The 24,754-nt window shown below is 72.6% G+C and carries 2 protein-coding genes and 1 pseudogene; all 3 read left to right on the plus strand.

Annotated features, from left to right (window positions below; genetic code table 11):
- Positions 1–169 precede the first annotated feature (169 nt).
- The 3 genes and pseudogenes from CD790_RS18630 (at position 170) to CD790_RS34680 (ending at position 24,650) form a co-directional block, all read left to right on the plus strand.
- Complete coding sequence (locus CD790_RS18630) at positions 170–7,585, plus strand: SDR family NAD(P)-dependent oxidoreductase (protein WP_399217819.1); 7,416 nt, start codon at positions 170–172, stop codon at positions 7,583–7,585.
- Positions 7,586–7,681: 96 nt separating this feature from the next.
- Positions 7,682–9,646, plus strand: a pseudogene (locus CD790_RS36895) (type I polyketide synthase); the annotation flags it as partial.
- 70 nt (positions 9,647–9,716) lie between these two features.
- Entirely contained in the window at positions 9,717–24,650 is a 14,934-nt protein-coding gene (locus CD790_RS34680) for an SDR family NAD(P)-dependent oxidoreductase (protein WP_399217784.1), read from the plus strand.
- Positions 24,651–24,754: the final 104 nt, after the last annotated feature.

Below are 24,754 nucleotides of genomic sequence, written 5' to 3' on the forward strand. Positions count from 1 at the left end.
GGAGGATCCGGACCGCCGCGATGTGGGCGTGTACTCACGCGTTGAGGGTGACGACGACGAAGCCTGGACCTGCCACGCCAGAGGCGTGCTCGTGCTGGCCGATTCCGAAGGCGCCGCAGACGCGGGCGAGCTGGCCGTATGGCCTCCGGACGGCTCCACGCCGCTCGCGGTGGACGGCTTGTACGAGCGGCTGGCCGGACTGGGACTCGAGTACGGGCCGGTCTTCCGTGGCGTACGGGCGGCCTGGCGACGCGGCGACGACGTGTTCGCCGAGGTCGCCCTCCCGGAGGAGCACTGGGCGGAGGCGGAACGCTACGGCATCCACCCGGCGCTGCTGGACGCCGCGCTGCACGTGACCGGCATCGGTCACCTGACCGGTCAGGACGCCATCGATGCCGAGGAGACGGGTGCGGCACGGCTGCCGTTCGCGTGGAGCGGGGTGTCCCTACACGCGACGGGCGCGACCATGCTCCGGGTGCGCCTGTCCAGGGCGGGAGCGGACGGTGTGTCGGTGCTGGTGGCCGATGTGACCGGGGCGCCGGTGGCCTCTGTCGGATCGCTGGTGGGCCGCCCCGTCTCGCCGGAGCTGCTCGACGCCGCCGCGACGCGGTCGTCGCTGGATTCGTTGTTCGGTCTGCGCTGGGAGGCGGTCCCGGCCGTGGCCGCGACGGCCGCCGCGGATGACTGGGCGGTGCTCGGGGCGGAGTCCTCGGCCACCGGGGTGGTACGCGAATCGGCCGGGCGGCTGGTGCCGTCGATCGCCGAGCTGGCCTCGACCACGGACGAAACCTTCCCGCGGGTCGTGCTCCTGCCGTGCTTCTCCCCGGTGGGTACGGACAGGGGCACGGAGGAGCTGGCCGCCGCGACACGTGACGTGACGCACCGAGCGCTGCACGCCGTCCAGGAATGGCTCGGCAGCGTGGCCGCCGCCTCGTCGAGGCTGGTGTTCCTCACCCGGGGCGCGGTGGCGACCGAGCCCGGCGAGGATGTGACGGACCCGGCGGCAGCCGCCGTGTGGGGCCTGGTCCGGTCCGCGCAGACAGAACACCCGGACCGGTTCCACCTGGTCGACCTCGACACCCTGCCCGACATCGACACCTGGAACGGCGCCGCCGACGCGGCGCACGCGGCCCTAGCATCCGACGAGCCCCAGATCGCCGTACGCGCGGGCGAGGTCCGCGCTCCCCGACTGGTCCGGGCGGCGTCCACGTCGGCGCCGGCCGGAGCGTCCAGGCCCTGGGGCGCCGACGGGACCGTGCTGATCACTGGAGCGAGTGGTGTACTGGGCGGCCTGGTCGCCCGCCACCTGGCAGCCGAACACGGCGTACGGCGCCTCGTGCTGGTGTCACGCCGGGGCGTGGACGCCCCCGAGGCGCCGGAGCTGGCGTCGGATCTGGCGGCGTTGGGCGCGCAGGCCGTGTTCGAGACATGTGACGTGACGGACCGCGAGGCACTGGCCGGCGTGCTGGCACGCATCCCCCAGGACATGCCCCTGCGAGGGGTGGTGCACGCGGCGGGCGCGCTGGACGACGGGGTGGTGGACGCGCTCACACCACAGCGCGTGGACGCCGTACTGCGCCCGAAGGCGGACGCGGCCCTGCTCCTGCACGAACTGACCCGGGACCTGGACCTGTCGGCGTTCGTGCTCTTCTCCTCCGCGGCAGCGACCTTCGGAGCGGCCGGACAGGCCAACTACGCGGCGGCGAACGCCTTCCTGGACGCCCTCGCCCAGCACCGCCACGCCCAGGGCTTGCCGGCGGTCTCGCTGGCCTGGGGCTTCTGGGGCGAACGCAGCGAGATGACCGGCCACCTGGCCGACACCGACCTCGCCCGAATGGCGCGCGGGGGCGTCGTACCGCTGTCGTCGCAGGAGGGACTGGCCCTCTTCGACGCGGCGACCGCCGCGGACGAGGCACTGCTGGTTCCGGTGCGGCTCGCCGGCACGGTGCTGCGGGGCGGGAACGGCCCCGTACCGCCGCTGCTGCGCCGGCTGGTCCGCGCGTCGGCACGGCGCACCGCGGCAGCGTCCGCGACCGGTACGGCGGACGGCCTCGTCGGCGACCTTGCCGGGCTGCCGGAGACCGAGCGGGAACAGGTCGTACTGGAGCTGGTACGCACCCACGTCGGCGCCGTACTGGGCCATGGACCAGGCGACGAGATCGCCTCCGACCGCGCCTTCCGCGAGCTCGGTTTCGACTCGTTGACGGCGGTGGAGCTGCGGAACCGGCTGAACGCGGCCACGGGGCTGCGACTGTCGGCCACGCTGGTCTTCGACTATCCCTCGCCGGCCGTGCTCGCACGCCATCTGTTGGCGGAGCTGACGGCGAGGGGCGACGTGGACGGTGCCACCACCGCGCGCCCGGCGCTCCCGGCCGTCAGGGCGACGACGGTGGACGAGCCGATCGCGATCGTCGCCATGAGCTGCCGCTACCCGGGCGGCATACGCACCCCCGAGGACCTGTGGTCCCTGCTCACCAGCGGCGACGACGCCATGGCCGCGTTCCCGGACGACCGTGGCTGGGACCTGGAGGCGCTGTATCACCCGGACCCCGAGCACAAGGGCACGGCGTACGCCCGCGAGGGCGGTTTCCTCTACGATGCGGGCGATTTCGATCCGGCGTTCTTCGGGATCTCGCCGCGTGAGGCGTTGGCGATGGATCCGCAGCAGCGGTTGTTGCTGGAGACGTCGTGGGAGGCGCTGGAGCGGGCGGGTATCGACCCGGCGACCGTGCGCGGCAGCCAGACCGGCGTGTTCGCCGGGATCATGCACCACGACTACGGGTCCTTGTCGGTCCCGGAAGGCGTCGAGGGATACATCGGCAACGGCACCGCCGGCAGCATCGCCTCGGGCCGTATCTCGTACACGTTCGGGTTCGAGGGTCCCGCGGTGACGGTGGACACGGCGTGCTCGTCGTCGTTGGTGGCGCTGCACCTGGCGGTGCAGTCGCTGCGGCAGGGTGAGTGCTCGCTGGCGTTGGCCGGTGGTGTGACCGTGATGGCGACTCCGGCGTTGTTCGTGGAGTTCAGCCGTCAGCGGGGTCTCGCTCCGGACGGGCGCTGCAAGGCGTTCGCGGAGGGCGCGGACGGCACCGGGTTCTCCGAGGGCGCGGGGATGCTGCTCCTTGAGCGGCTGTCGGACGCGGAGCGTAACGGTCACCGGGTGCTGGCGGTCGTCCGTGGTTCGGCTGTCAACCAGGATGGTGCGAGCAATGGTCTGACGGCGCCGAATGGTCCGTCGCAGCAGCGGGTGATCCGCGCCGCGCTGGCGAACGCCCGGGTGTCGGCTGCTGATGTGGATGTGGTGGAGGCGCACGGTACCGGTACGAAGCTGGGTGACCCGATCGAGGCTCAGGCGCTGCTGGCCACCTATGGGCAGGACCGGCCGGAGGGCCAGCCGCTGTGGTTGGGCTCGGTCAAGTCGAACATCGGGCACACGCAGGCCGCGGCCGGTGTCGCCGGTGTGATGAAGATGGTGCTGGCCATGCGGCACGGGCTTGTACCGCGGACGCTGCACGTCGACGAGCCGTCACCGCACGTCGACTGGACGATGGGTTCGGTCGAGTTGGTGACCGAGGCCACGCCGTGGCCGGAGACCGGCCGACCCCGCCGGGCGGGTGTGTCGTCGTTCGGCGCCAGCGGGACGAACGCGCACGTGGTCCTGGAGCTCGAGCCGGCGCCGGACACGGCTGCCGACGATCGTGCCGGAGCTGGACCGGTGGTGGTGCCGTGGGTGGTGTCGGCGAAGTCCGAGACGGCGTTGCGGGGGCAGGCGGCGCGGCTGGCTGCTTCTGCGGGTGAGTTGTCGCCTGTGGATGTGGGGTTCTCGTTGGCCACGACTCGGTCGGTGTTCGAGCACCGGGCTGTGGTGTTGGCCGCTGACGGCGAAGGCTTTGCGGGTGGGTTGTCCGCGTTGGTGGCGGGTGAGCCGGCTGCTGGTGTGGTGCGGGGGCAGGTGGTGCCGGGGAAGCTGGCGGTGCTGTTCTCCGGGCAGGGCAGTCAGCGGGCCGGTATGGGTCGGGACCTGTACGAGGCCTTCCCTGTGTTCGCTGAGGCTTTCGATGAGGTGTGTGCGGGGTTCGATGGGTTGCTGGAGCGGCCGTTGCGTGAGGTCGTCTTCGAGGACGGGCTGGAGCAGCGGGGTGTGAGGACACGGAAGCTGCGGGTGTCGCATGCCTTCCACTCCCCGTTGATGGAGCCGATGCTGGCGGAGTTCCGGCAGGTCGTCGAGCGGCTGACGTACGAGGTGCCGCGGATCCCGTTGGTCTCGAACCTGACCGGAGAGCTGGCCACCGCGCAGGAGGTGTGTGACCCGGAGTACTGGGTGCGGCACGTCCGTGAAGCGGTCCGCTTCGCCGATGGCATCACCCACCTCACCACCCACGGTGTGACGGCTTGTCTGGAGCTGGGCCCGGACGGCGTCCTGTCCTCGATGGGCCAGGACAGTGCCCCAGACATGCTGTTCGCCCCGGCCCTGCGCAAGGATCGCGACGAAACCACCTCTCTGGTGGAGGCGCTGGCCGGAATCTACGTCCAGGGCCACAGCGTGGACTGGGGCGCCTACCTCGCCCCTTCCCGTCCTCGGCGGGTGGAACTGCCCACCTACGCCTTCCAACGGGACCGCTACTGGCTGGAGGCGGCGCCGACAGTCGGCGATGTCTCCTCGGTCGGGCTGGGTGCGGCGGATCACCCGTTGCTCGGTGCGGCCGTGACGTTGCCCGATTCCGGCGGCTGCCTGTTCACCGGCCGGGTGTCCGCGCGTACGCAGCCGTGGCTGGCGGATCACGCGGTGCTGGGCGCCGTGCTGGTGCCGGGGACGGCCTTCGTGGACCTTGCCCTTCACGCGGGTGACCGGTTCGGTTGCACGCGGGTGGACGACCTTGTTCTGGAGGCTCCCCTGGTCCTGCCGGAGAACGGTGGGGTCCAGCTCCAGGTCGTTGTCGGCGGCCCGGACGACAGTGGCCGCCGCCCGGTCAACATGTACGCGCGTCAGGAGTCCGGCGACCCGGACCAGCCGTGGACGCGGCACGCCGGCGCTGTGCTGACCAAGGGTGCCGCCGAGATGGCGGAGTCGGTGTCGGACGAGCCGGGCGTGTGGCCGCCGGCCGGGGCCAAGGCGCTGGACATCGAGGGCATGTATGAGCGGTTCGCGCTGGGCGGACTGGCGTACGGGCCGGTGTTCCAGGGGGTACGGGCGGCCTGGCGGCGCGGCGACGAGGTGTTCGCCGAGATCGCGCTGCCGGAGGAGCACGCGGTGGAGGCCGTGCGCTTCGGACTCCACCCGGCGCTGCTGGACGCGGCCCTGCACGTGGCCGGGCCGGGCGGCCTGACCGAGCCGGGTGGGGAGGATCGGGATCAGATCCGGTTGCCGTTCGTCTGGAATGGCGTCTGCCTGTACGCCACCGGCGCGAGCAGGATCCGGGTACGGCTCTCCGCTGCCGGGGCCGACGGTGTGTCCGCGGTCGTGGCGGACGAGTCCGGCCGGCTGGTGGCCTCCGTGGACGAGCTGGTGACGCGCCCGGTCATGGCCGAGCAGATCGACACCGCCCGGAGTGCCGCCCCGCGTGAGTCGATGTTCCGGCTCGACTGGCACACCATGCCGCTCCCGACGCCCGACGTGCCCTCCGCGCTCCGCTGTGCCGTGGTCGGAGAACCGAGCGACGCCGGCCTGGCGGCCGGCCTGCGGTCGCGCGGCTGGGACGTGGCGACGCATGCGGACCTGAAGAGCCTGGGCGAGGCCCCAACCGGCTCGCACGCGGAGGGCGACGGCGCGTCCCTTCCGGAGTGGGTCTTCCTCCCCGTGTCGGGCGCGCTCCACACCGGCACGGGCGAGGGTGAGCGACTGCGGTCCGCGGTGGCCGGGACGCTGGCGTGGGTGCAGGACTGGCTGGCGGACGACCGGTTCGCTGACGCGCGCCTGGTGATCGTCACCCAGGGTGCGGTGAACACCGCACCGCTCGCCGTGGACCCCGCCGAGCAGGTCGTGGGTGACGCGGCCGGGGCCGCCGTGTGGGGCTTGGTGCGCTCGGCGCAGGCGGAGCACCCCGACCGGCTGTTCCTCCTCGACGTCGACGACCCGGCCGAGGCCGCGTCCGCACCCGTGGCCGCCGCCCTCGCCTCGGGCGAGCCGCAGTCGGCCGTACGCGCGGGACGTGTCCTGCTGCCCAGACTCGTCCGCGCCACGGAGACCGGACCGGCCCCGGAGTCCAGCTCGCCCGTGGCCGGCGGACCGGCCGCGACCTGGGACCCGCGGGGCACCGTGCTGATCACCGGCGCGAGTGGCACTCTCGCCGGTCTCGTGGCCCGGCACCTCGTGGCCGAGCACGGGATACGGCACCTGCTGCTGCTCAGCCGCAGGGGTGCCGAGGCGGACGGGGCGGCGGAGCTCACGGCGCAACTCACCGACGCGGGCGCCTCGGTGACGTGGGCGGCCTGCGACGTGGCGGACCGAGACGCCCTCGGTAAGGTGCTCGCGGACATCCCCGCCGAACACCCGCTGAAGGGCGTGGTGCACGCGGCAGCCGTGCTGGACGACGGAGTCGTCACCTCGCTGAACCCGCGGCGGATCGGCGCGGTACTGCGCCCGAAGGCGGAGGCGGCTGCCCTCCTTCACGAACTGACGGCCGACGCCGACCTCACCGCGTTCGTGCTCTTCTCCTCGGCGGCGGGCACGCTGGGCGCCGCCGGGCAGGGCAACTACGCCGCCGCGAACGCGTTCCTCGACGCACTCGTGACCCGGCGCCGCGCCCAGGGCCTGCCCGGTCTCTCGCTGGCCTGGGGGCTGTGGGAGCAGCGCAGCGCGCTGACCGGCGGCCTGGGCGAGGCGGACCAGCGACGCATGACCGGCATCGGGCTCGGCGGACTGCCGACGGCCGAGGGACTCGCGCTGTTCGACGCCTGCTGCGCCGGCGAGGCCCCGGTGGTCGCCCCGATGCGGCTGGACGTGGCGGCCGTACGGGCGTCGGTCGGTGCGAGCGGCGGTGACGTTCCGCACGTCCTGCGGGAGTTGGTGGCGCTGCCCCGGCAGCGGCAGGCCGCGGATACCGCCGGGACGGCGACGGGTCTGCGGGAACGGCTGGCCGGTGCGTCGGCGACGGAACGCGAACGTATCGTGCTGGACGTCGTACGCCGCGATGTCGCGGCCGTACTCGGCCACGGGGGAATGGAAGCCGTGGAACCGGGCCGCGCCTTCAAGGATTTCGGATTCGACTCCCTGACGGCGGTGGAACTGCGCAACCGGCTGAACGCGGTCACCGGAATGCGTCTGCCCGCCACCCTCGTGTTCGACTATCCGACACCGACGGCCCTGGCTGCCTTCCTGCACCAGGAGCTGGCTCCCCAGGGCGCACTCGGCGGTGACACCGACGACGTGCCCGTGTCGGTGGGCCTCGACCGGCTCGAAGCCGGGCTGTCGGCCATGACCCTGGAGGAGATTGGCCGCACCGACGTGGTCGAACGGCTGCGGAACCTCCTCTCGAAATACGGCGACACACAGGAAGGAACGGAAGGCGCCGATCTCGTCGACAAGCTCGAATCGGCGACGGACGGCGACCTCTTCAAGATGGTGGACGATCTCGGAATCAGCTGAACCGACCGTCCCTGACATACGAGCGACCACCCTCGGTCGAAGTCCAACCCTTTCCGCCGACTGCCTTGTGGCGACTGCTTTTGATGGGAAAGCACCATGAGTAACGAAGACAAGCTCCGGGATTACCTCAAGCGCGTCATCGCCGAACTGCACCAGACGCGGCAACGCCTGCAGGAGGCGGAGACCGCGGATCACGAGCCGATCGCCATCGTCGCGATGAGCTGCCGGTACCCGGGCGGCGTGCGCTCCCCGGAGGAGCTGTGGCAGCTGGTGTCGGCCGGCGCCGACGCCGTCTCGGGCTTCCCCGAGGACCGCGGCTGGGACGTGGAGGGGCTGTACGACCCGGATCCGAACGCCGTGGGCAAGAGTTACGCGCGCGAAGGCGGCTTCCTGCACGCCGCCGGCGACTTCGACCCGGCGTTCTTCGGTATCTCGCCGCGCGAGGCCCTGGCCATGGACCCGCAGCAGCGCCTGCTGCTGGAGACCAGCTGGGAGGCTTTCGAACGCGCGGGCATCGACCCGGCCTCGGTGCGCGGCACCCGCACCGGCGTCTTCACCGGCGTCATGTACCACGACTACGGCGCCGGCCTCGACGCCGTCCCCGCCGGCCTGGAGGGCTACCTCGGCAACGGCACCGCCGGCAGCATCGCCTCCGGCCGGGTGTCCTACACGCTGGGCCTGGAGGGCCCGGCCGTGACCATCGACACGGCCTGCTCTTCGTCCCTGGTGGCCCTGCACTGGGCCGCCCAGGCGCTCCGCCGGCGCGAGTGCACGCTCGCGCTGGCCGGTGGCGTCACGGTGATGTCCACTCCCGGGACTTTCGTGGAGTTCAGCCGGCAGCGAGGGCTCGCCGCCGACGGACGCTGCAAGGCGTTCGCGGCGGGCGCGGACGGCACCGGGTGGGGCGAGGGCGTGGGCATGCTCCTGCTGGAGCGCCTGTCCGACGCGCGCCGCAACGGCCACCCCGTACTCGCCGTGGTCCGTGGCTCCGCTCTCAACCAGGACGGCGCGAGCAACGGTCTCACGGCACCGAACGGCCCCTCCCAGCAGCGGGTGATCCGGGCGGCCCTCGCGGACGCCAGACTCTCCGCCAAGCAGGTCGACGTGGTGGAGGCGCATGGTACGGGCACGACTCTGGGTGACCCGATCGAGGCGCAGGCTTTGCTCGCGACGTATGGGCAGGACCGGCCCGAGGGCCGGCCGCTGTGGCTGGGCTCGGTCAAGTCGAACATCGGGCACACCCAGGCGGCGGCCGGTGTCGCCGGTGTGATGAAGATGGTGCTGGCGATGCGGCACGGTGTGCTGCCGCGGACGCTGCACGTCGACGAGCCCACCCCGCACGTCGACTGGTCGGCGGGCGCCGTCGAGCTACTGACCGAGGCCACCCCGTGGCCGGAGACCGAGGAGCCCCGTCGGGCCGGCGTGTCGTCCTTCGGTATCAGCGGCACCAACGCCCACATCATCCTCGAGGAAGCTCCGGCGCCGGCTCCGGAGGAGGAGCCTTCGCAGGGTGTGCCGCCGGTGGTGGTGCCGTGGATGGTGTCGGGCAAGTCGGAGGCCGCGCTGCGGGGGCAGGCCGCACGGCTGGCTGCCCGTGTGCCTGGGCTGTCGCCGGTGGATGTCGGGTTCTCGCTGGCTACGACGCGGTCGGTGTTCGAGCACCGGGCTGTGGTTCTCGGTGATCTGGCTGGCGGGCTGGAGGCGCTGGCCGAGGGCCGTGAGGCCGCGGGTGTGCTGCGGGGGAGCGCCGGCGGCTCGGATGGGCGTGCCGTGTTCGTCTTCCCCGGTCAGGGCTCGCAGTGGGTCGGCATGGCGGCTGAGCTGTTGGATTCGTCGCCGGTGTTCGCTCAGCGGATCGGTGAGTGCGCTGCCGCGTTGGCGCCGTTCGTGGACTGGTCGCTGATCGATGTCCTGCGGGACAGCGACTCCGAGGGCCGGCTGGAGCGGGTCGATGTCGTGCAGCCGGTGCTGTGGGCGGTGATGGTCTCGCTGGCCGAGGTGTGGCGGTCGTACGGTGTTGAGCCGGCCGCGGTGATCGGTCATTCGCAGGGTGAGATCGCGGCCGCGTGCGTGGCCGGTGCGCTGTCGTTGCAGGACGCGGCGAAGGTGGTGGCTCTGCGTCTCGCTCGGCGTGGAAGAAGTTCAGGAGCGTCTGGCGGCTTGGGACGGCCGCCTTGCGGTCGCGGCGGTCAACGGTCCGGCCGTGGTCGTGGTGTCCGGCGACGCCGATGCCCTGGACGAGCTGCTCGCTGCCTGCGAGACGGAGGGGGTGCGGGCGCGGCGTATCGCGGTGGACTACGCCTCCCACTGCGCCCATGTGGAGGAGATCGAGGACGTTCTCCTGCGCGACCTGGCGGACATCGCTCCCCAGACGGCATCCGTGCCCTTCTACTCGACGGTGACCGCCGAGGTCGTGGACACCACCGGCTTGGACGCGGGCTACTGGTACCGCAATCTCCGACAGACCGTGCGTTTCGCTGACACCGTCCGCGCCCTGTTGGACGACGGCTTCCGCCTGTTCATCGAGTCCAGCGCGCACCCGGTGCTGACGATGGGCGTCGAGCAGACCGCCGAGGCACACACCAACGCCCCCGTCACTGCCGTGGGTTCGCTACGTCGTGACGAGGGTGGACTGCTTCGCTTCCTGACCTCGGCCGCCGAGGCGTTCGTCGGTGGCGCGGCCGTCGACTGGGCCGGTGTCTTCACGGGTACGGGCGCCCGTCGCGTCGACCTGCCCACCTACGCCTTCCAGCGCGACCACTACTGGCTGGAGACCACCGGCCCGGTGGTGAGCCAGACCGCCGCTGCCGGTCTGGGGCTCGGGTCCGCCGATCATCCGCTCCTGGGAGCGGTCGTGGCGCTGGCCGACGCGGAAGGGTTCCTGCTGACGGGCCGGCTGTCCGTGCGTACGCACCCGTGGCTGGCCGATCACGCGGTTGCCGAGACGACGCTGCTGCCGGGGACGGCGTTCGTGGAGCTGGCGCTGCGCGCCGGAGACGCGGTCGGTTGTGACCGGCTGGAGGAACTCACCCTGGAAGCGCCGCTGGTGCTGCCCGACGACGGCGCCGTACAGGTGCAGTTGACGGTCGGCGGACCGGACGCGGCGGGGCGGCGGCCGGTGGCGGTGTACTCGCGGCCTGAGGACGCCTCCGAGGGATCCTGGACGCGGCACGCCACAGGCGCGCTGACCGACGACCGGGCCGGTAGCGGCGGCGAGGCCGCGGTCGCCGCCGAACTGGACGTCTGGCCGCCGGCCGGCGCGGAGCCGGTCGCGGTGGACGATCTGTACGAGCGGCTCGCGGCCACGGGGCTGCAGTACGGTGCCGCCTTCCAGGGCGTACGGGCGGCTTGGCGGCGCGGCGAAGAGGTGTTCGCCGAAGTGGCCCTCGCCGAGGAGCAGCGCGCCGACGCGGGCCGCTTCGGGCTGCACCCCGCTCTGTTGGACTCCGCCCTGCACGCCATGGCGTCGGGACCGGACGACCCGGAGCGGAGCACCGGTGAACGGCGTGCCGGGCTTCCGTTCGTCTGGGGCGGGGTGTCCCTGTTCGCCACGGGTGCGGACGCGCTGCGCGTTCGGCTCGCCCCGGCCGGAACGGACGCGGTGTCCGTGTTCGTCGCCGACACCACGGGGGCGCCGGTCGCGGCGGTGACGTCCTTGGTGACGCGTACCGTGTCACCGGAGCGGCTGGGGGCCGCGGCGCGGGTCACCGACGAGGCGCTGTTCCGCGTCACGTGGCGCAAGATCGCGCTGCGCACCCCGGCGCCGTCCCCGGCGACCCTGGTCTGCCCGGACCTGGAGGAGCTGCGCGCTGCCGTGGCGGCGGGAACCCAGGCCGTGCCGGACGTGGTGCTGGCCTCCTTCACGACGCACACGGACGACAGCCCCAGTGCGGGTGTCGGCGATCCGGCGTCCGTGCGGTCGGTGACCCTGCGTGCGCTGGAGGCGCTTCAGACGTGGCTGGCGGAGGAGCGGTTCGCCGGTTCGCGGTTGGTCGTGATGACGCGGGGTGCGGTGTCGGCCGTTCCGGGTGAGGACGTGACCGACCTGGCGGCTGCCGGGGTGTGGGGTCTGGTGCGGTCGGCGCAGGCCGAGCACCCGGACCGCTTGGTGCTGCTCGACCTGGACGAGCAGGAGATGCCCGGTGCGATGCTGGACGCCGTGCTCGCCACCGGTGAGCCGCAGATCGCCGTACGGTCGGGAGAACCGCTCGCCCCGAGACTGGCGCGAGCCACGGCCGAGACCCTGGCCGGATCCGGTTCCAGGTCCGGATCCGGAACTGGTTCTGGTGCCGATTCCGTGTCGGCCGGCTCCTGGAACCCGGACGGCACCGTACTGCTGACGGGCGCCACCGGCACACTGGGTGCCCTCGTGGCGCGCCACCTGGTCGCCGAGCACGGTGTACGGCATCTGCTGCTGGTCTCCCGACGCGGCCGTACGGCACCGGGTGCGTCCGAACTCGCGGCCGAACTGGGCGAGTTGGGTGCCTCGGTGACGGTCGCCGCCTGCGACACCGCCGACCGGGCGGCGCTCGCGGAGCTGCTGCGGGCCGTGCCCGCCGAGCACCCGCTGACCGCGGTCGTGCACGCGGCAGGCGTCCTGGACGACGGTGTCGTGGAATCGCTGACGCCGGAACAGATCGACGCGGTCCTGCGGCCCAAGGTGGACGCGGCCGTCCACCTCCACGAGCTGACCCGGGACCTGGAGCTGTCGGCGTTCGTGCTCTTCTCCTCCGCCGCCGGGACGTTCGGCGGCGCAGGGCAGGGCAACTATGCGGCGGCGAACGCGTTCGTCGACGCCCTGGCCGCCCACCGACGTGCCCAGGGCCTGCCCGCCGTCTCGCTGGGCTGGGGCTTCTGGGCCGAACGCAGTGGAATGACCGGCCACTTGGCCGACACGGACGTACGACGCATGCGCCGCGCCGGCATCGCCGCCCTCACGTCGGACGAGGGCCTCGCCCTGTTCGACGCCACGGCGACCTCGGCGGTCGACTCGGCAGCCACGGCGGACGCGGTCCTGCTGCCGATACGCCTCGACCTGCCCGCCCTGCGCGCCCAGGCCGCCTCCGGCGTCGTACCGACGCTGCTGCGGGACCTGCTGCGCATCCCCACCCGCCGTACGGTGGAGGTGTCCGGCGCCGGTACCGGCACCTCGGCGCTGTGGCAGCGCCTGGCGCGACTGCCGGAGGCCGCACAGGACGAGGTCCTGCGGACGCTGGTGTGCGCCCATGTCGCCGCGGTCCTGGGCCACACCGACGAGAGTGCGGTGGACGGCGACCGCGCGTTCAAGGAGCTTGGTTTCGACTCGTTGACGGCGGTGGAGCTGCGCAACCGGCTGAACGCGGCCACGGGGCTGCGGCTGCCGGCCACGCTGGTCTTCGACTATCCCTCGCCAGCCGTGCTCGCCCGCCACCTGCTGGCGGAGCTGACGGCGGCGAACGCCACGACCGGCGCCGGCGCCACCCGCTCGGCGCTCCCGGCCGCCGGAACGGCGACGGCGGTGGACGAGCCGATCGCGATCGTGGCCATGAGCTGCCGCTTCCCCGGCGGCGTACGCACCCCCGAGGAGCTGTGGCAGCTCCTCGAGCGCGGCACGGACGCCATGGCCCCGTTCCCGGACGACCGCGGCTGGGACATCGAGGAACTCTACGAACCCGGTTCGGAAACCCCAGGGAAGATCCATGCCCGCGAGGGCGGTTTCCTCTATGACGCGGGCGACTTCGACCCGGCGTTCTTCGGTATTTCGCCGCGTGAGGCGCTGGCGATGGACCCGCAGCAGCGGCTGCTGCTGGAGACGTCGTGGGAGGCGCTGGAGCGGGCGGGTATCGACCCGGCGTCGGTGCGCGGCAGCCAGACCGGTGTGTTCGCCGGGATCATGCACCACGACTACGGCCTTCTGCGGGGCCCCGACGGCACTCCGGGCTCGCCCAGCCCCGGCAGCATCGTCTCCGGACGGGTGTCCTACACGTTCGGGTTCGAGGGTCCCGCGGTGACGGTGGACACGGCGTGTTCGTCGTCGCTGGTGGCCCTGCATCTGGCGGTGCAGTCGCTGCGGCAGGGCGAGTGCTCGCTGGCGCTGGCCGGTGGTGTGACGGTGATGGCGACGCCGGCGCTGTTCGTGGAGTTCAGCCGTCAGCGGGGCCTCGCACCCGACGGCCGCTGCAAGGCGTTCGCCGGGGGCGCGGACGGCACCGGGTTCTCCGAGGGCGCGGGAATGCTGCTCTTGGAGCGGCTGTCGGACGCGCGCCGCAACGGTCATCGGGTGCTGGCGGTGGTCCGTGGCTCGGCCGTCAATCAGGACGGTGCGAGCAACGGTCTGACGGCGCCGAATGGTCCGTCCCAGCAGCGGGTGATCCGGGCCGCGCTGGCGAACGCCCGGGTGTCGGCCACCGAGGTCGACGTGGTGGAGGCGCACGGTACGGGTACGAAGCTTGGTGACCCGATCGAGGCGCAGGCGCTGCTGGCGACGTACGGGCAGGACCGGCCGGAGGACCGTCCGCTGCTGCTGGGCTCGGTGAAGTCCAACATCGGGCACACCCAGGCTGCGGCTGGTGTGGCTGGTGTGATGAAGATGGTGCTGGCGATGCGGCACGGGCTTGTGCCGCAGACGCTCCACGTGGACGAGCCCACCCCGCACGTCGACTGGTCGGCTGGGGCTGTTGAGCTGGCGACGGAGTCGGTGGTGTGGCCGGAGAGTGGTCGGCCGCGGCGGGCGGGTGTGTCGTCGTTCGGTATCAGTGGCACGAACGCGCATGTGATTTTGGAGCAGGCTCCGGTTTCGGTTCCGCAGGAGGAGTCGGCTGAGGCTGTCGCGCCGCCGGTGGTGCCGTGGGTGGTGTCGGGCAAGTCCGAGGCGGCGTTGCGGGCGCAGGCGGAGCGGCTGGCCGCGTGTGTGTCTGATCTGTCGCCGGTGGATGTCGGGTTCTCGCTTGCTGCGACTCGGTCGGTGTTTGAGCACCGGGCTGTGGTGCTGGGTGATCTGGCCGGTGGGCTGGAGGCGTTGGCCGAGGGCCGTGAGGCTGCTGGTGTGGTTCAGGGGCAGGTGGCGTCGGGGAAGCTGGCGGTGCTTTTCTCCGGGCAGGGCAGTCAGCGGGCGGGGATGGGCCGGGAGTTGTATGAGGCCTTCCCGTTGTTTGCCGAGGCCTTTGATGAGGTGTGTGCGCGGTTCGAGGGGCTGCTGGAGCGGCCGTTGCGTCAGGTCGTCTTCGAGGACGGTGATGCTCTGGACGCCACGGTGTACACGCAGTGCGGGTTGTTCGCTCTTGAGGTGGCGCTGTATCGGCTTGTGTCGTCGTGGGGTGTGGCGCCGGACTTTGTGGGTGGGCATTCGATCGGTGAGATCGCTGCCGCGTTTGTGGCGGGGGTGTGGTCGCTTGAGGACGCGTGTGCGTTGGTGGCGGCGCGTGGCCGGTTGATGCAGGCGCTGCCTTCGGGTGGTGTGATGGTGTCGGTGCGGGCGGCGGAGGCTGATGTTCTTCCGTTGCTGGAGGGCCGTGACGGGGTTGGGGTGGCTGCGGTCAACGGCCCGTCGTCGGTGGTGGTTTCCGGTGCTGAGGCTGCGGTGGCCGCGGTGGTGGAGCAGCTCGAGGACCGGGGTGTGAGGACGCGTCGGCTGCGGGTGTCGCATGCGTTCCACTCGCCGTTGATGGAGCCGATGCTTGCCGAGTTCCGCGAGACCGTGGAGCGGCTGACGTTTGAGGTTCCGCGGGTTGCGCTGGTGTCGAACCTGACGGGTGGGCTTGTCGGGGATGAGGTGTGTGACCCGGAGTACTGGGTGCGGCACGTGCGTGAGGCGGTCCGCTTCGCCGACGGGGTGACGAGTCTCGCCGCTCACGGTGTGACGGCCTGCCTGGAGCTGGGCCCGGACGGGGTGCTGTCCTCGATGGGCCAGGACAGTGCCCGGGAGGTGCTGTTCGCTCCGGTGCTGCGCAGGGACCGGGACGAGAACGGCTCTCTGCTGGAGGCGTTGGCGCAGGTCTACGTCCGCGGTCAGAGCGTGGACTGGGCCGCCTACCTCGCCCCCTCCCGCCCCCGCCGGGTGGCACTGCCCACCTACGCCTTCCAGCGGGAGCGGTACTGGCTGGAGGCGGTGCCGGCCGCGGGTGATGTGACGTCGGTGGGTCTGGGTGCGGCGGATCATCCGTTGCTCGGTGCGGCCGTGACGTTGCCCGACTCCGACGGCTGCCTGTTCACCGGCCGACTGTCCTTGGCGTCGCACGGTTGGCTGGCTGACCACCGGGTCATGGGGGCGGTGCTGCTGCCGGGGACCGCGTTCGTCGAACTCGCGGTGCACGCCGGTGGCTGGGTCGGGTGCGCGCGGCTCGAGGAGCTGACGCTCGAGGCGCCGCTCGTGCTGCCGGAGCAGGGCGGCGTCCAGGTGCGGGTGGCGGTCGCCGACGCCGATGAGTCGGGCTGCCGGACGCTGACCGTGCACTCGCGCCCGGACGACGAGGGCGAGCCGTGGATCCGGCACGCCACGGGCAGGGTCGCGCCGGAAGAGGCGCGCCCGGACGCCGGGGAGCGGGTGTGGCCGCCGCAGGGCGCCGAGGCTGTCAACCTGGACGGGTACTACGAGCGGGCCGCCGGTACGGGCCTGCAGTACGGGCCGGTCTTCCAGGGCCTGCGGGCCGTATGGCGGCGCGGTGACGAGGTGTTCGCCGAGGTCGCGCCGCCGGAGGAGACGGAAGCCGAGTCGAGCCGCTTCGGTGTGCACCCGGCTCTGCTGGACGCCGCCCTGCACGCGATGGGGGCCGCGGCGGACCCGTCGGAGGCGTCGGACTCATCGAAGTCGCCGGAGTCGTCGGCCGGAATCCGGCTGCCTTTCTCCTGGAGTGGCGTGTCGGTGTACGCGAGGGGCGCCTCGGTGCTCCGCGTGCGCCTGAGCCCTGGCGGAGCCGGCGGTTCGGAGCTGTCCATGGAGGTGATGGACCAGGCCGGCGGGCTCGTGGCCGACGTGCGGTCGCTGGTGACGCGTCCCGTCTCCGCCGAGCAGATCAGCGCGGCGGGCGGTGTGCTCCACCAGTCGCTGTTCCGGCTGGGATGGCGCCGCGTGCCGGGTGCCGCCGAAGCGCAGGCTCGGCACACCGGGGCCGTGCCGGTCCTGCTGGGCGGCGTCGGACGGGCGTCCTGGGACGCGGGGGCGGATGGAGTGCTCGCCCGGACGTCGTACCACGAGGACCTCGACGCGCTGCGCGCCGCGGTCGACGCCGGTACGGCCGTACCGCCGGTGGTCGCCTGCGTCCTGCCGTCCGCGTCGGGTGTGGACGCCGACGCGGTGCGACACACCGTGCACCGGGGCCTGGAGCTGGTGCAGGGCTGGCTGGCGGAGGAACGGTTCGCCGACTCGCGCCTGCTGATCGTCACGCGCGGTGTGGTCGCGGTCGAGGACGGCGACGACGTCCCGGACCTCGCCGCAGCCGCCGTATGGGGGTTGGTGCGGAGCGCGCAGAGCGAGCACCCTGGCCGGTTCGTGCTGGTCGACCTGGAAGCGGGCGAGGAGCGCCCGAACGCTGCCGAGCCGTGGGCGCTGACCGTGGACGACTTGCCGTTCCTGTCTGCCGCTGCGGCCGACGGCGAGCCCCAGGTGGCGGTCCGGGGCGGGACCCTGCTGGCCGCGCGCCTGGACCGGGTGCGCGCCACCGAGGCGGCTGCCAAGCCCTCGGCGACCTGGGACGCGCGCGGTACGGTTCTGGTGACCGGCGCCGGCGGCACGCTGGGCAGGCTGGTCGCACGCCATCTCGTCACCGAGTTCGGCGTCCGGAGCCTGCTGCTCGTGAGCCGACGGGGCGCGGATGTCGACGGTGCTCACGAGCTGGAGTCGGAGCTGTCGGCCGCCGGCGCCTCCGTGACCTGGGCGGCCTGTGACGTGGCGGACCGGGCGGCACTGGCGGCCGTACTGGAGAGCGTTCCGGCGGATCGTCCGCTGCGCGCGGTGGTGCACACCGCCGGAGTGCTCGACGACGGTGTCATCGACTCGCTCACCCCGGAACGCGTCGACGCGGTCCTGCGGCCGAAGGTGGCCGCGGCGGTCAACCTCCACGAACTGACGCACGGTGCCGACCTGTCGGCGTTCGTGCTGTTCTCCTCGGCCGCGGGCACGTTCGGCACCGCCGGCCAGGCCAACTATGCCGCCGCCAACGCGTTCCTCGACGCGCTCGTACGGCACCGCCGCGCGGCCGGCCTGCCCGGGCTCTCCCTCGCCTGGGGCCTGTGGGACACGGCCCACGGCATGGCGGGCGGACTGGCCGCCACCGATCTGCGCCGCATCGAGCAGTCCGGTGTCCTGGGTCTGGCCCCCGAAGAGGGCCTGACCCTGTTCGACACCGCCTGCGCGGCGGCCACACCGGTGGTGGTCCCGCTGCGGCTGGACCCGGCGCAGGCCGGCCGCACCGGCGAAGTAGCCCACGTACTGCGTGACTTGGTACGGTCCACAAACCGCCGCTCCGCCGACACCATCCGTGCCGCGGGATCCTCGCAGCTGCGCGAACAGCTCGCCGGAGCCTCGGCCGCGGACGGTGAACGACTGGTCCTGAACGTCGTACGCCGGAACGTGGCCGCTGTCCTGGGACACGCGGAGGCGGAGGCGGTGGAACCGGGCCGGGCCTTCAACGACTTCGGCTTCGACTCGCTGACGGCCGTGGAACTGCGCAACCGGCTCACCACGGCCACCGGACTGCGCCTGCCCGCCACCCTGGTCTTCGACTACCCGTCCCCCCTGGCCCTCGCCCAGTACCTCTACGGGGAACTGACCGGCCGCGACGACACCGCACATCCCACGGCGCCCGCGCTTTCCTCCGGTCCGTCCGGTGGGGACGGCGAGGACGACCCGGTGGTCATCATCTCCATGGGCTGCCGCTTCCCGGGCGGCGTCCGCACACCCGAAGAACTATGGAACCTGCTCGCTGCGGGCGAGGACGCCATTTCGGGCTTCCCCGAGGGGCGCGGCTGGGACATGGAAGAGCTGTACGACGCCGACGCCGACTCGGACGGCAAGAGCTACGTCCGCGAAGGCGGCTTCCTGCACGGGGCCGGTGACTTCGACCCCGCGTTCTTCGGTATATCGCCGCGCGAAGCCCTGGCCATGGACCCCCAGCAGAGGCTGCTCCTGGAGACCGCCTGGGAGACCTTCGAACGGGCCGGTATCGACCCGGTGTCCCTGCGGGGCAGCACGACCGGCGTCTTCGCGGGCCTCATGTACCACGACTACGGTTCCCAGCTGCAGAGCATCCCCGAAGGCGCCGAGGGCTACCTCGCGACGGGCGGGTCCGGGAGCATCGCCTCCGGCCGGGTGTCCTACACCTTCGGCCTGGAAGGCCCCGCGGTGACCATCGACACCGCCTGCTCGTCCTCGCTCGTGGCCCTGCACCTGGCGGCCCAGTCGCTGCGCCAGGGCGAGTGCTCGCTGGCGCTGGCCGGCGGTGTGACGGTGATGTCCACTCCCGCAACCTTCGTGGAGTTCAGCCGCCAGCGCGGCCTCGCCACGAATGGCCGCTGCAAGCCGTTCGCGGCGGCTGCCGACGGCACCGGCTGGGGTGAGGGCGTCGGCCTGCTCCTGCTGGAGCGGCTGTCGGACGCCGAGCGCAACGGTCACCAGGTGCTGGCGGTGGTCCGTGGCTCCGCCGTCAATCAGGATGGTGCGAGCAACGGTCTGACGGCGCCGAACGGTCCTTCGCAGCAGCGGGTGATCCGGGCCGCGCTGGCGAACGCCCGGGTGTCGGCGGCCGACGTGGACGTGGTGGAGGCGCACGGTACGGGTACGAAGCTGGGTGACCCGATCGAGGCGCAGGCGCTGCTGGCGACGTACGGGCAGGACCGGCCGGAGGACAAGCCGCTGCTGCTGGGCTCGGTGAAGTCGAACATCGGGCATACGCAGGCCGCGGCCGGTGTCGCCGGGATCATCAAGATGGTCCTCGCGATGCGCAACGGGCTGCTGCCGCAGACGCTCCACGTCGACGAGCCCACCCCGCACGTCGACTGGACTGCCGGGGCCGTCGAACTGCTCACCGAGCCCACGCCATGGCCCGAAACCGGCCGACCGCGCCGGGCAGGCGTCTCATCCTTCGGTCTCAGCGGCACCAACGCCCACATCATCCTCGAAGAGGCTCCCGCCAAGGCTCCAGAGGAGCAGACTTCGCAGAGTGTGCCGCCGGTGGTGGTGCCGTGGGTGGTGTCGGCGAAGTCCGAGGCCGCGTTGCGTGCGCAGGCGGAGCGGCTGGCCGCCTGTGTGTCTGACCTGTCGCCGGTGGATGTCGGGTTCTCGCTTGCTGCGACTCGGTCGGTGTTCGAGCACCGGGCTGTGGTTCTGGGTGATCTGGCCGGTGGGCTGGAGGCGTTGGCCGAGGGTCGTGAGGCTGCGGGTGTGGTGCGGGGAAGCGCCGGTGGTGCGGATGGCCGTGCGGTGTTCGTGTTCCCCGGTCAGGGTTCGCAGTGGGTCGGCATGGCGGCTGAGCTGTTGGAGTCCTCGCCGGTGTTCGCTGAGCGGATCGGTGAGTGTGCGGCTGCGTTGGCGCCGTTCGTGGACTGGTCGCTGAGGGAGATCCTGCGGGACGCCGGCAGTGAGGGCTGGCTGGAGCAGGTCGACGTCGTGCAGCCCGTGTTGTGGGCGGTGATGGTCTCCCTGGCTGAGGTGTGGCGGTCGTACGGTGTGGAGCCGGCTGCGGTGATCGGTCACTCGCAGGGTGAGATCGCTGCTGCGGCTGTGGCGGGTGCGCTGTCGCTTGAGGATGCGGCGAAGGTGGTGGCTCTGCGGAGCAAGGCCATTCGGGCGCTGTCCGGGCGCGGCGGCATGGTGTCCGTCTCCCTCAGTACGGAAGAAGTGCAGGAGCGGCTTACCGCCTGGGACGGCCGTCTCGCGGTCGCGGCGGTCAACGGCCCGGCCATGGCCGTGGTTTCCGGCGACGCGGACGCACTGGACGAACTGCTCCAGCGCTGTGAGGCCGACGGTGTGCGGGCTCGCCGTATCGCCGTGGACTACGCCTCGCACTGCGCGCATGTGGAGGAGATCGAGGACGTTCTCCTGCGTGAGCTTGCGGGCATCGCTCCTCAGGCGTCGTCGGTGCCGTTCTACTCGACGGTGACCGCGGAGGTGCTGGACACCTCTGCTCTGGATGCGGGCTACTGGTACCGCAACCTCCGCCAGACGGTCCGCTTCGCCGACACCGTCCGCGCCCTCCTCGATGACGGTTTCCGCCTGTTCGTGGAGTCCAGCGCTCACCCGGTGCTGACGATGGGCATCGAGCAGACCGCCGAGGCCCACACGAACACCCCGGTCACTGCGGTCGGTTCGCTGCGCCGTAACGAGGGCGGACTGCTCCGTTTCCTGACCTCGGCTGCCGAGGCGTTCGTCGGCGGGGCGAGCGTCGACTGGGCCGGGCTGTTCCAGGGCACGGGTGCCAGCCGCGTCGATCTGCCCACCTACGCCTTCCAGCGCGAGCGCTACTGGCTGGAGTCGGAGTCGGCCACCGTGGCTGATGTCACCTCGGCGGGTCTCTCCTCCGCCGATCACCCGTTGCTCGGTGCTGCCGTCACGCTGCCCGCGTCGGACGGGGCGCTGCTGACGGGCCGGCTGTCGCTGCGTACGCACCCCTGGCTGGCCGAACATGCCGTGGCCGGGGTGACGTTGCTGCCGGGGACGGCGTTCGTGGAGCTGGCGCTGCGCGCCGGGGACGCGGTCGGCTGCGACCGGGTGGAGGAGCTGACGCTGGAGGCGCCGCTGGTGCTGCCCGAGGACGGTGCGGTGTCCGTGCAGGTCTCCGTCGGCGGTCCCGACGAGTCCGGGCGGCGCGCGCTGAGCGTGTACTCACAGGCGGACGGCGGCCCCTGGACGCGGCACGCCGTCGGCGCTCTCGCGGGCGGCGGCGGATCGGCGGCCTGGGCGGACGCCGGTCAGGTGTGGCCGCCGGCGGACTCGGAAGCCGTGGACGTGGAGGGCCTGTACGAGACGTTCGCGCGGAACGGGTTCGGGTACGGGCCGGCGTTCCAGGGGCTGCGGGCCGTGTGGCGCCGTGGTGACGAGGTGTTCGCGGAGGTCCGGCTGCCCGAGGAGCAGTGGTCCGAGGCCCGGAACCTGGGTGTTCATCCGGCGCTGCTGGACGCGGCGCTGCACGCGATGGCGTTCGGCGGGTTCGTGCGGCTGCCCGGTTCCGTCACCCCGGACGGGGACACGGGACGGGTGCGGCTTCCCTTCGCCTGGAACGGTGTGTCCCTGCACGCCCAGGGTGCGTCCGCGCTGCGGGTTCGGCTGGCCCCGGCGGGGCCGGACGCGGTGGCGGTGACCGCCGTGGACGAGTCGGGCCGGTCGGTGCTGTCGGTGGACTCGCTGGTCACCCGGGCGATCTCGCGTCAGCAGCTCAGCCGGGCCCAAGGCACGTTCCACGAGTCGCTGTTCCGGCTCGACTGGACCTCGGTGGCGGTGGCCGCCGGGCCCGGTGCGTCGGGCAGGTGGGCGGTGCTGGGCGACGACGGCACGTCGCTGCCGACGGCTCTGAAGTCGGCCGGTGCGGCCGGGGCGCAGGCCGAGCGGTACGCGGATCTGGCGGCGCTGACCGAGGCCGTGGCAGCGGGCGGGGGCGTTCCGGACCTGGTGTTCGTACCGTTCACGTCGTCGCTCGACGGCGGTGCGCCGGGTGAGCTGTCCGCGGACCGGGTGCGCTCCCTGACGCACCGGGCGTTGCGGCTGGCGCAGGCGTGGCAGAGCGCGGAGGGCCTCGCGGGTTCCCGTCTGGTGTTCGTGACCCGCGGGGCGGTCGCCGCCGGCTCCGGGGAGCGGGTGCCGGATCCGGCCTGCGCGGCGGTATGGGGTCTGGTGCGGGCGGCGCAGTCGGAGAATCCCGACCGGTTCGTGCTGCTGGACCTGGATGACCAGGAGGCCTCGTTCGCGGTGCTGCCGCAGGTCCTGGCCGGTGCGGAGCCGCAGCTGGCGGTGCGGGCCGGGCGGGCGTTCGCGCCACGGCTGGCCCGGGTGCGCGCGGAGCGGCCGGCGGCCGGTGCCGGGCCGGACACGGTGGACGAGGGCACGCCCGGCTCGTCGGTGTGGTCTCCGGAGGGCACGGTGCTGATTACCGGGGCGACCGGTGTGCTGGGGTCCCTCGTGGCCCGGCATCTGGTGGCCGAGCACGGTGTACGGCATCTGCTGCTGACCAGCCGCAGTGGCCGCGCGGCCGCCGGTGCCGCCGAGCTGGCGGACGAGCTGACCGCCCTGGGGGCGTCGGTGCGGCTGGCCGCCTGTGACGCGGCCGACCGTTCCGCGCTGGCGGAGCTGCTGGCGACGGTGCCGGCCGAGCATCCGCTGACGGGTGTGGTGCACGCGGCCGGTGCCCTCGACGACGGTGTCCTCGGGTCGCTGACGCCGGAGCGTGTGGACACGGTGCTGCGGCCCAAGGGCGACGCGGCGGTCAACCTGCATGAGCTGACCCGGGGGTTGCCGCTCACGGCGTTCGTGCTGTTCTCGTCGGCGGCGGGAGTGTTCGGCGCCGCCGGGCAGGCCAACTACGCGGCGGCCAACGCGTTTGTGGACGCGCTGGCGCAGCACCGCAGGGCGGCGGGGCTGCCCGCGGCCTCCCTGGCCTGGGGCCTGTGGGCCGAACGCAGCGCCATGACGGGGCACATGGACGACGGTGATGTGCAGCGGCTGAACCGGTCCGGGGTGGCCGCGCTCAGCTCCGCGGAGGGCCTTGCCCTCTTCGACCTGGCGGTGGCGCTGACGGCCGGTGCCGAGGGCGCCGGTTCCGACGTGGACCCGCTGCTGGTGCCCATGCGGCTGGACGTTGCCGCCTTGCAGGCGCAGGCGGCCTCGGTCGGCACGCCCTCTCTGCTGCGGGGGCTGGTCCGAGTGCCGGTGCGCCGGATGGCCGACCGTGCCTCCGGCCGGGGTGAGGGCGAGCCGGGGCAGGTGCCGCTCGGGCAGCGGCTGGCCGGGCTGACACCCGCGGAGCAGCTGCGGACGCTGACCGAGCTGGTGCGGACGCATACCGCGACGGTGCTGGGCCACGACTCCGTGGACCCGGTCGAGGAGAGCCACGCCTTCCTGGAACTGGGCATCACCTCGCTCACCGCGGTGGAGATCCGGAACCGGCTCAACCACGTCACCGGTCTGACGCTCCCCGCGACGCTGCTGTTCGACCACACCACCCCCGCCGCGCTCGCCGGCTATCTGCGCACCCAGGTGGTGCCGGGGGCCGCGTCGGAGCCGGCGGCGCCCGCCGCCGGGACCGGCGGACCCGGGCAGCCGGCGGCCCCCGCGGCCGGGGGCGGTTCGACGATCGAGTCGCTCTACCGGCAGGCCTGCGCCGACGGCGAGTACGTCGCCGGCACCCAGCTGCTGATGGCGGCGGCCCGGCTGCGCCCCTCGTTCCGTACGGCCGCCGAGCTGACCAGCCCGCCCAAGCTGGTGCGGCTGTCCAAGGGCAGCACGGCGCCGGGCCTGGTGTGCTTCCCGTCGCTGGTGGCGATCTCGGGGGCCCGCGAGTACGCCCGTTTCGCGGCGGGCTTCCGGGGCCGCCGGGATGTCACCGTGCTGCCCGAACCCGGTTTCGGCAAGGGCGAGTTGCTGCCGGCCAGCGTCGACGCGGTGGTGGAGATGCAGGCGGAGGCGGTGCTGCGGACCGTGGGGGAGTGCCCGTTCGTGCTCGTCGGCCGGTCGTCGGGCGGATGGATCGCCCAGGCGGTCGCGGGGCTGCTGGAGGAGCGCGGGAGCGCCCCGTCGGCGGTCGTCATGCTGGACACGTATCTGCCCCGCAGTGAGGCCCTGCCGTGGATCCAGACCAACCTGTCCGGGAAGATGTTCGATCGCGAGAAGATGTTCGGCGTGGTGGACGAGGGCCGGCTCACCGCGATGGGCGGCTACCTGCGCCTCTTCTCCGACTGGGGGCCGGAACCGATCGGCGCGCCGATCCTCGCGGTGAAGGCCGAGGAGACCTTCACGGGATCGGAGCAGACCTCCGACGAGGAGGCGGCGTGGGGTGCCCGGGTCGCCCGGATCGAAGTGCCCGGCGACCACTTCACCATGATGGAGGATCATGCCGGCGCCACCGCCGGTGCCGTCCTCGACTGGCTTGCGGAGAACGTGTGATGTGAGCGCCCGGCTTCCTGCCGGGCCCCGGATCGCTCGTCGCGAGAAAGACGGAAGCCCGAAGGGCGCGCAGCGTGCCGCTGTCGCCGCTCATGTGCCCTTCG

The sequence above is a fragment of the Streptomyces sp. SAJ15 genome (assembly GCF_007595705.1).
In the GTDB taxonomy this organism is placed as follows: domain Bacteria; phylum Actinomycetota; class Actinomycetes; order Streptomycetales; family Streptomycetaceae; genus Streptomyces.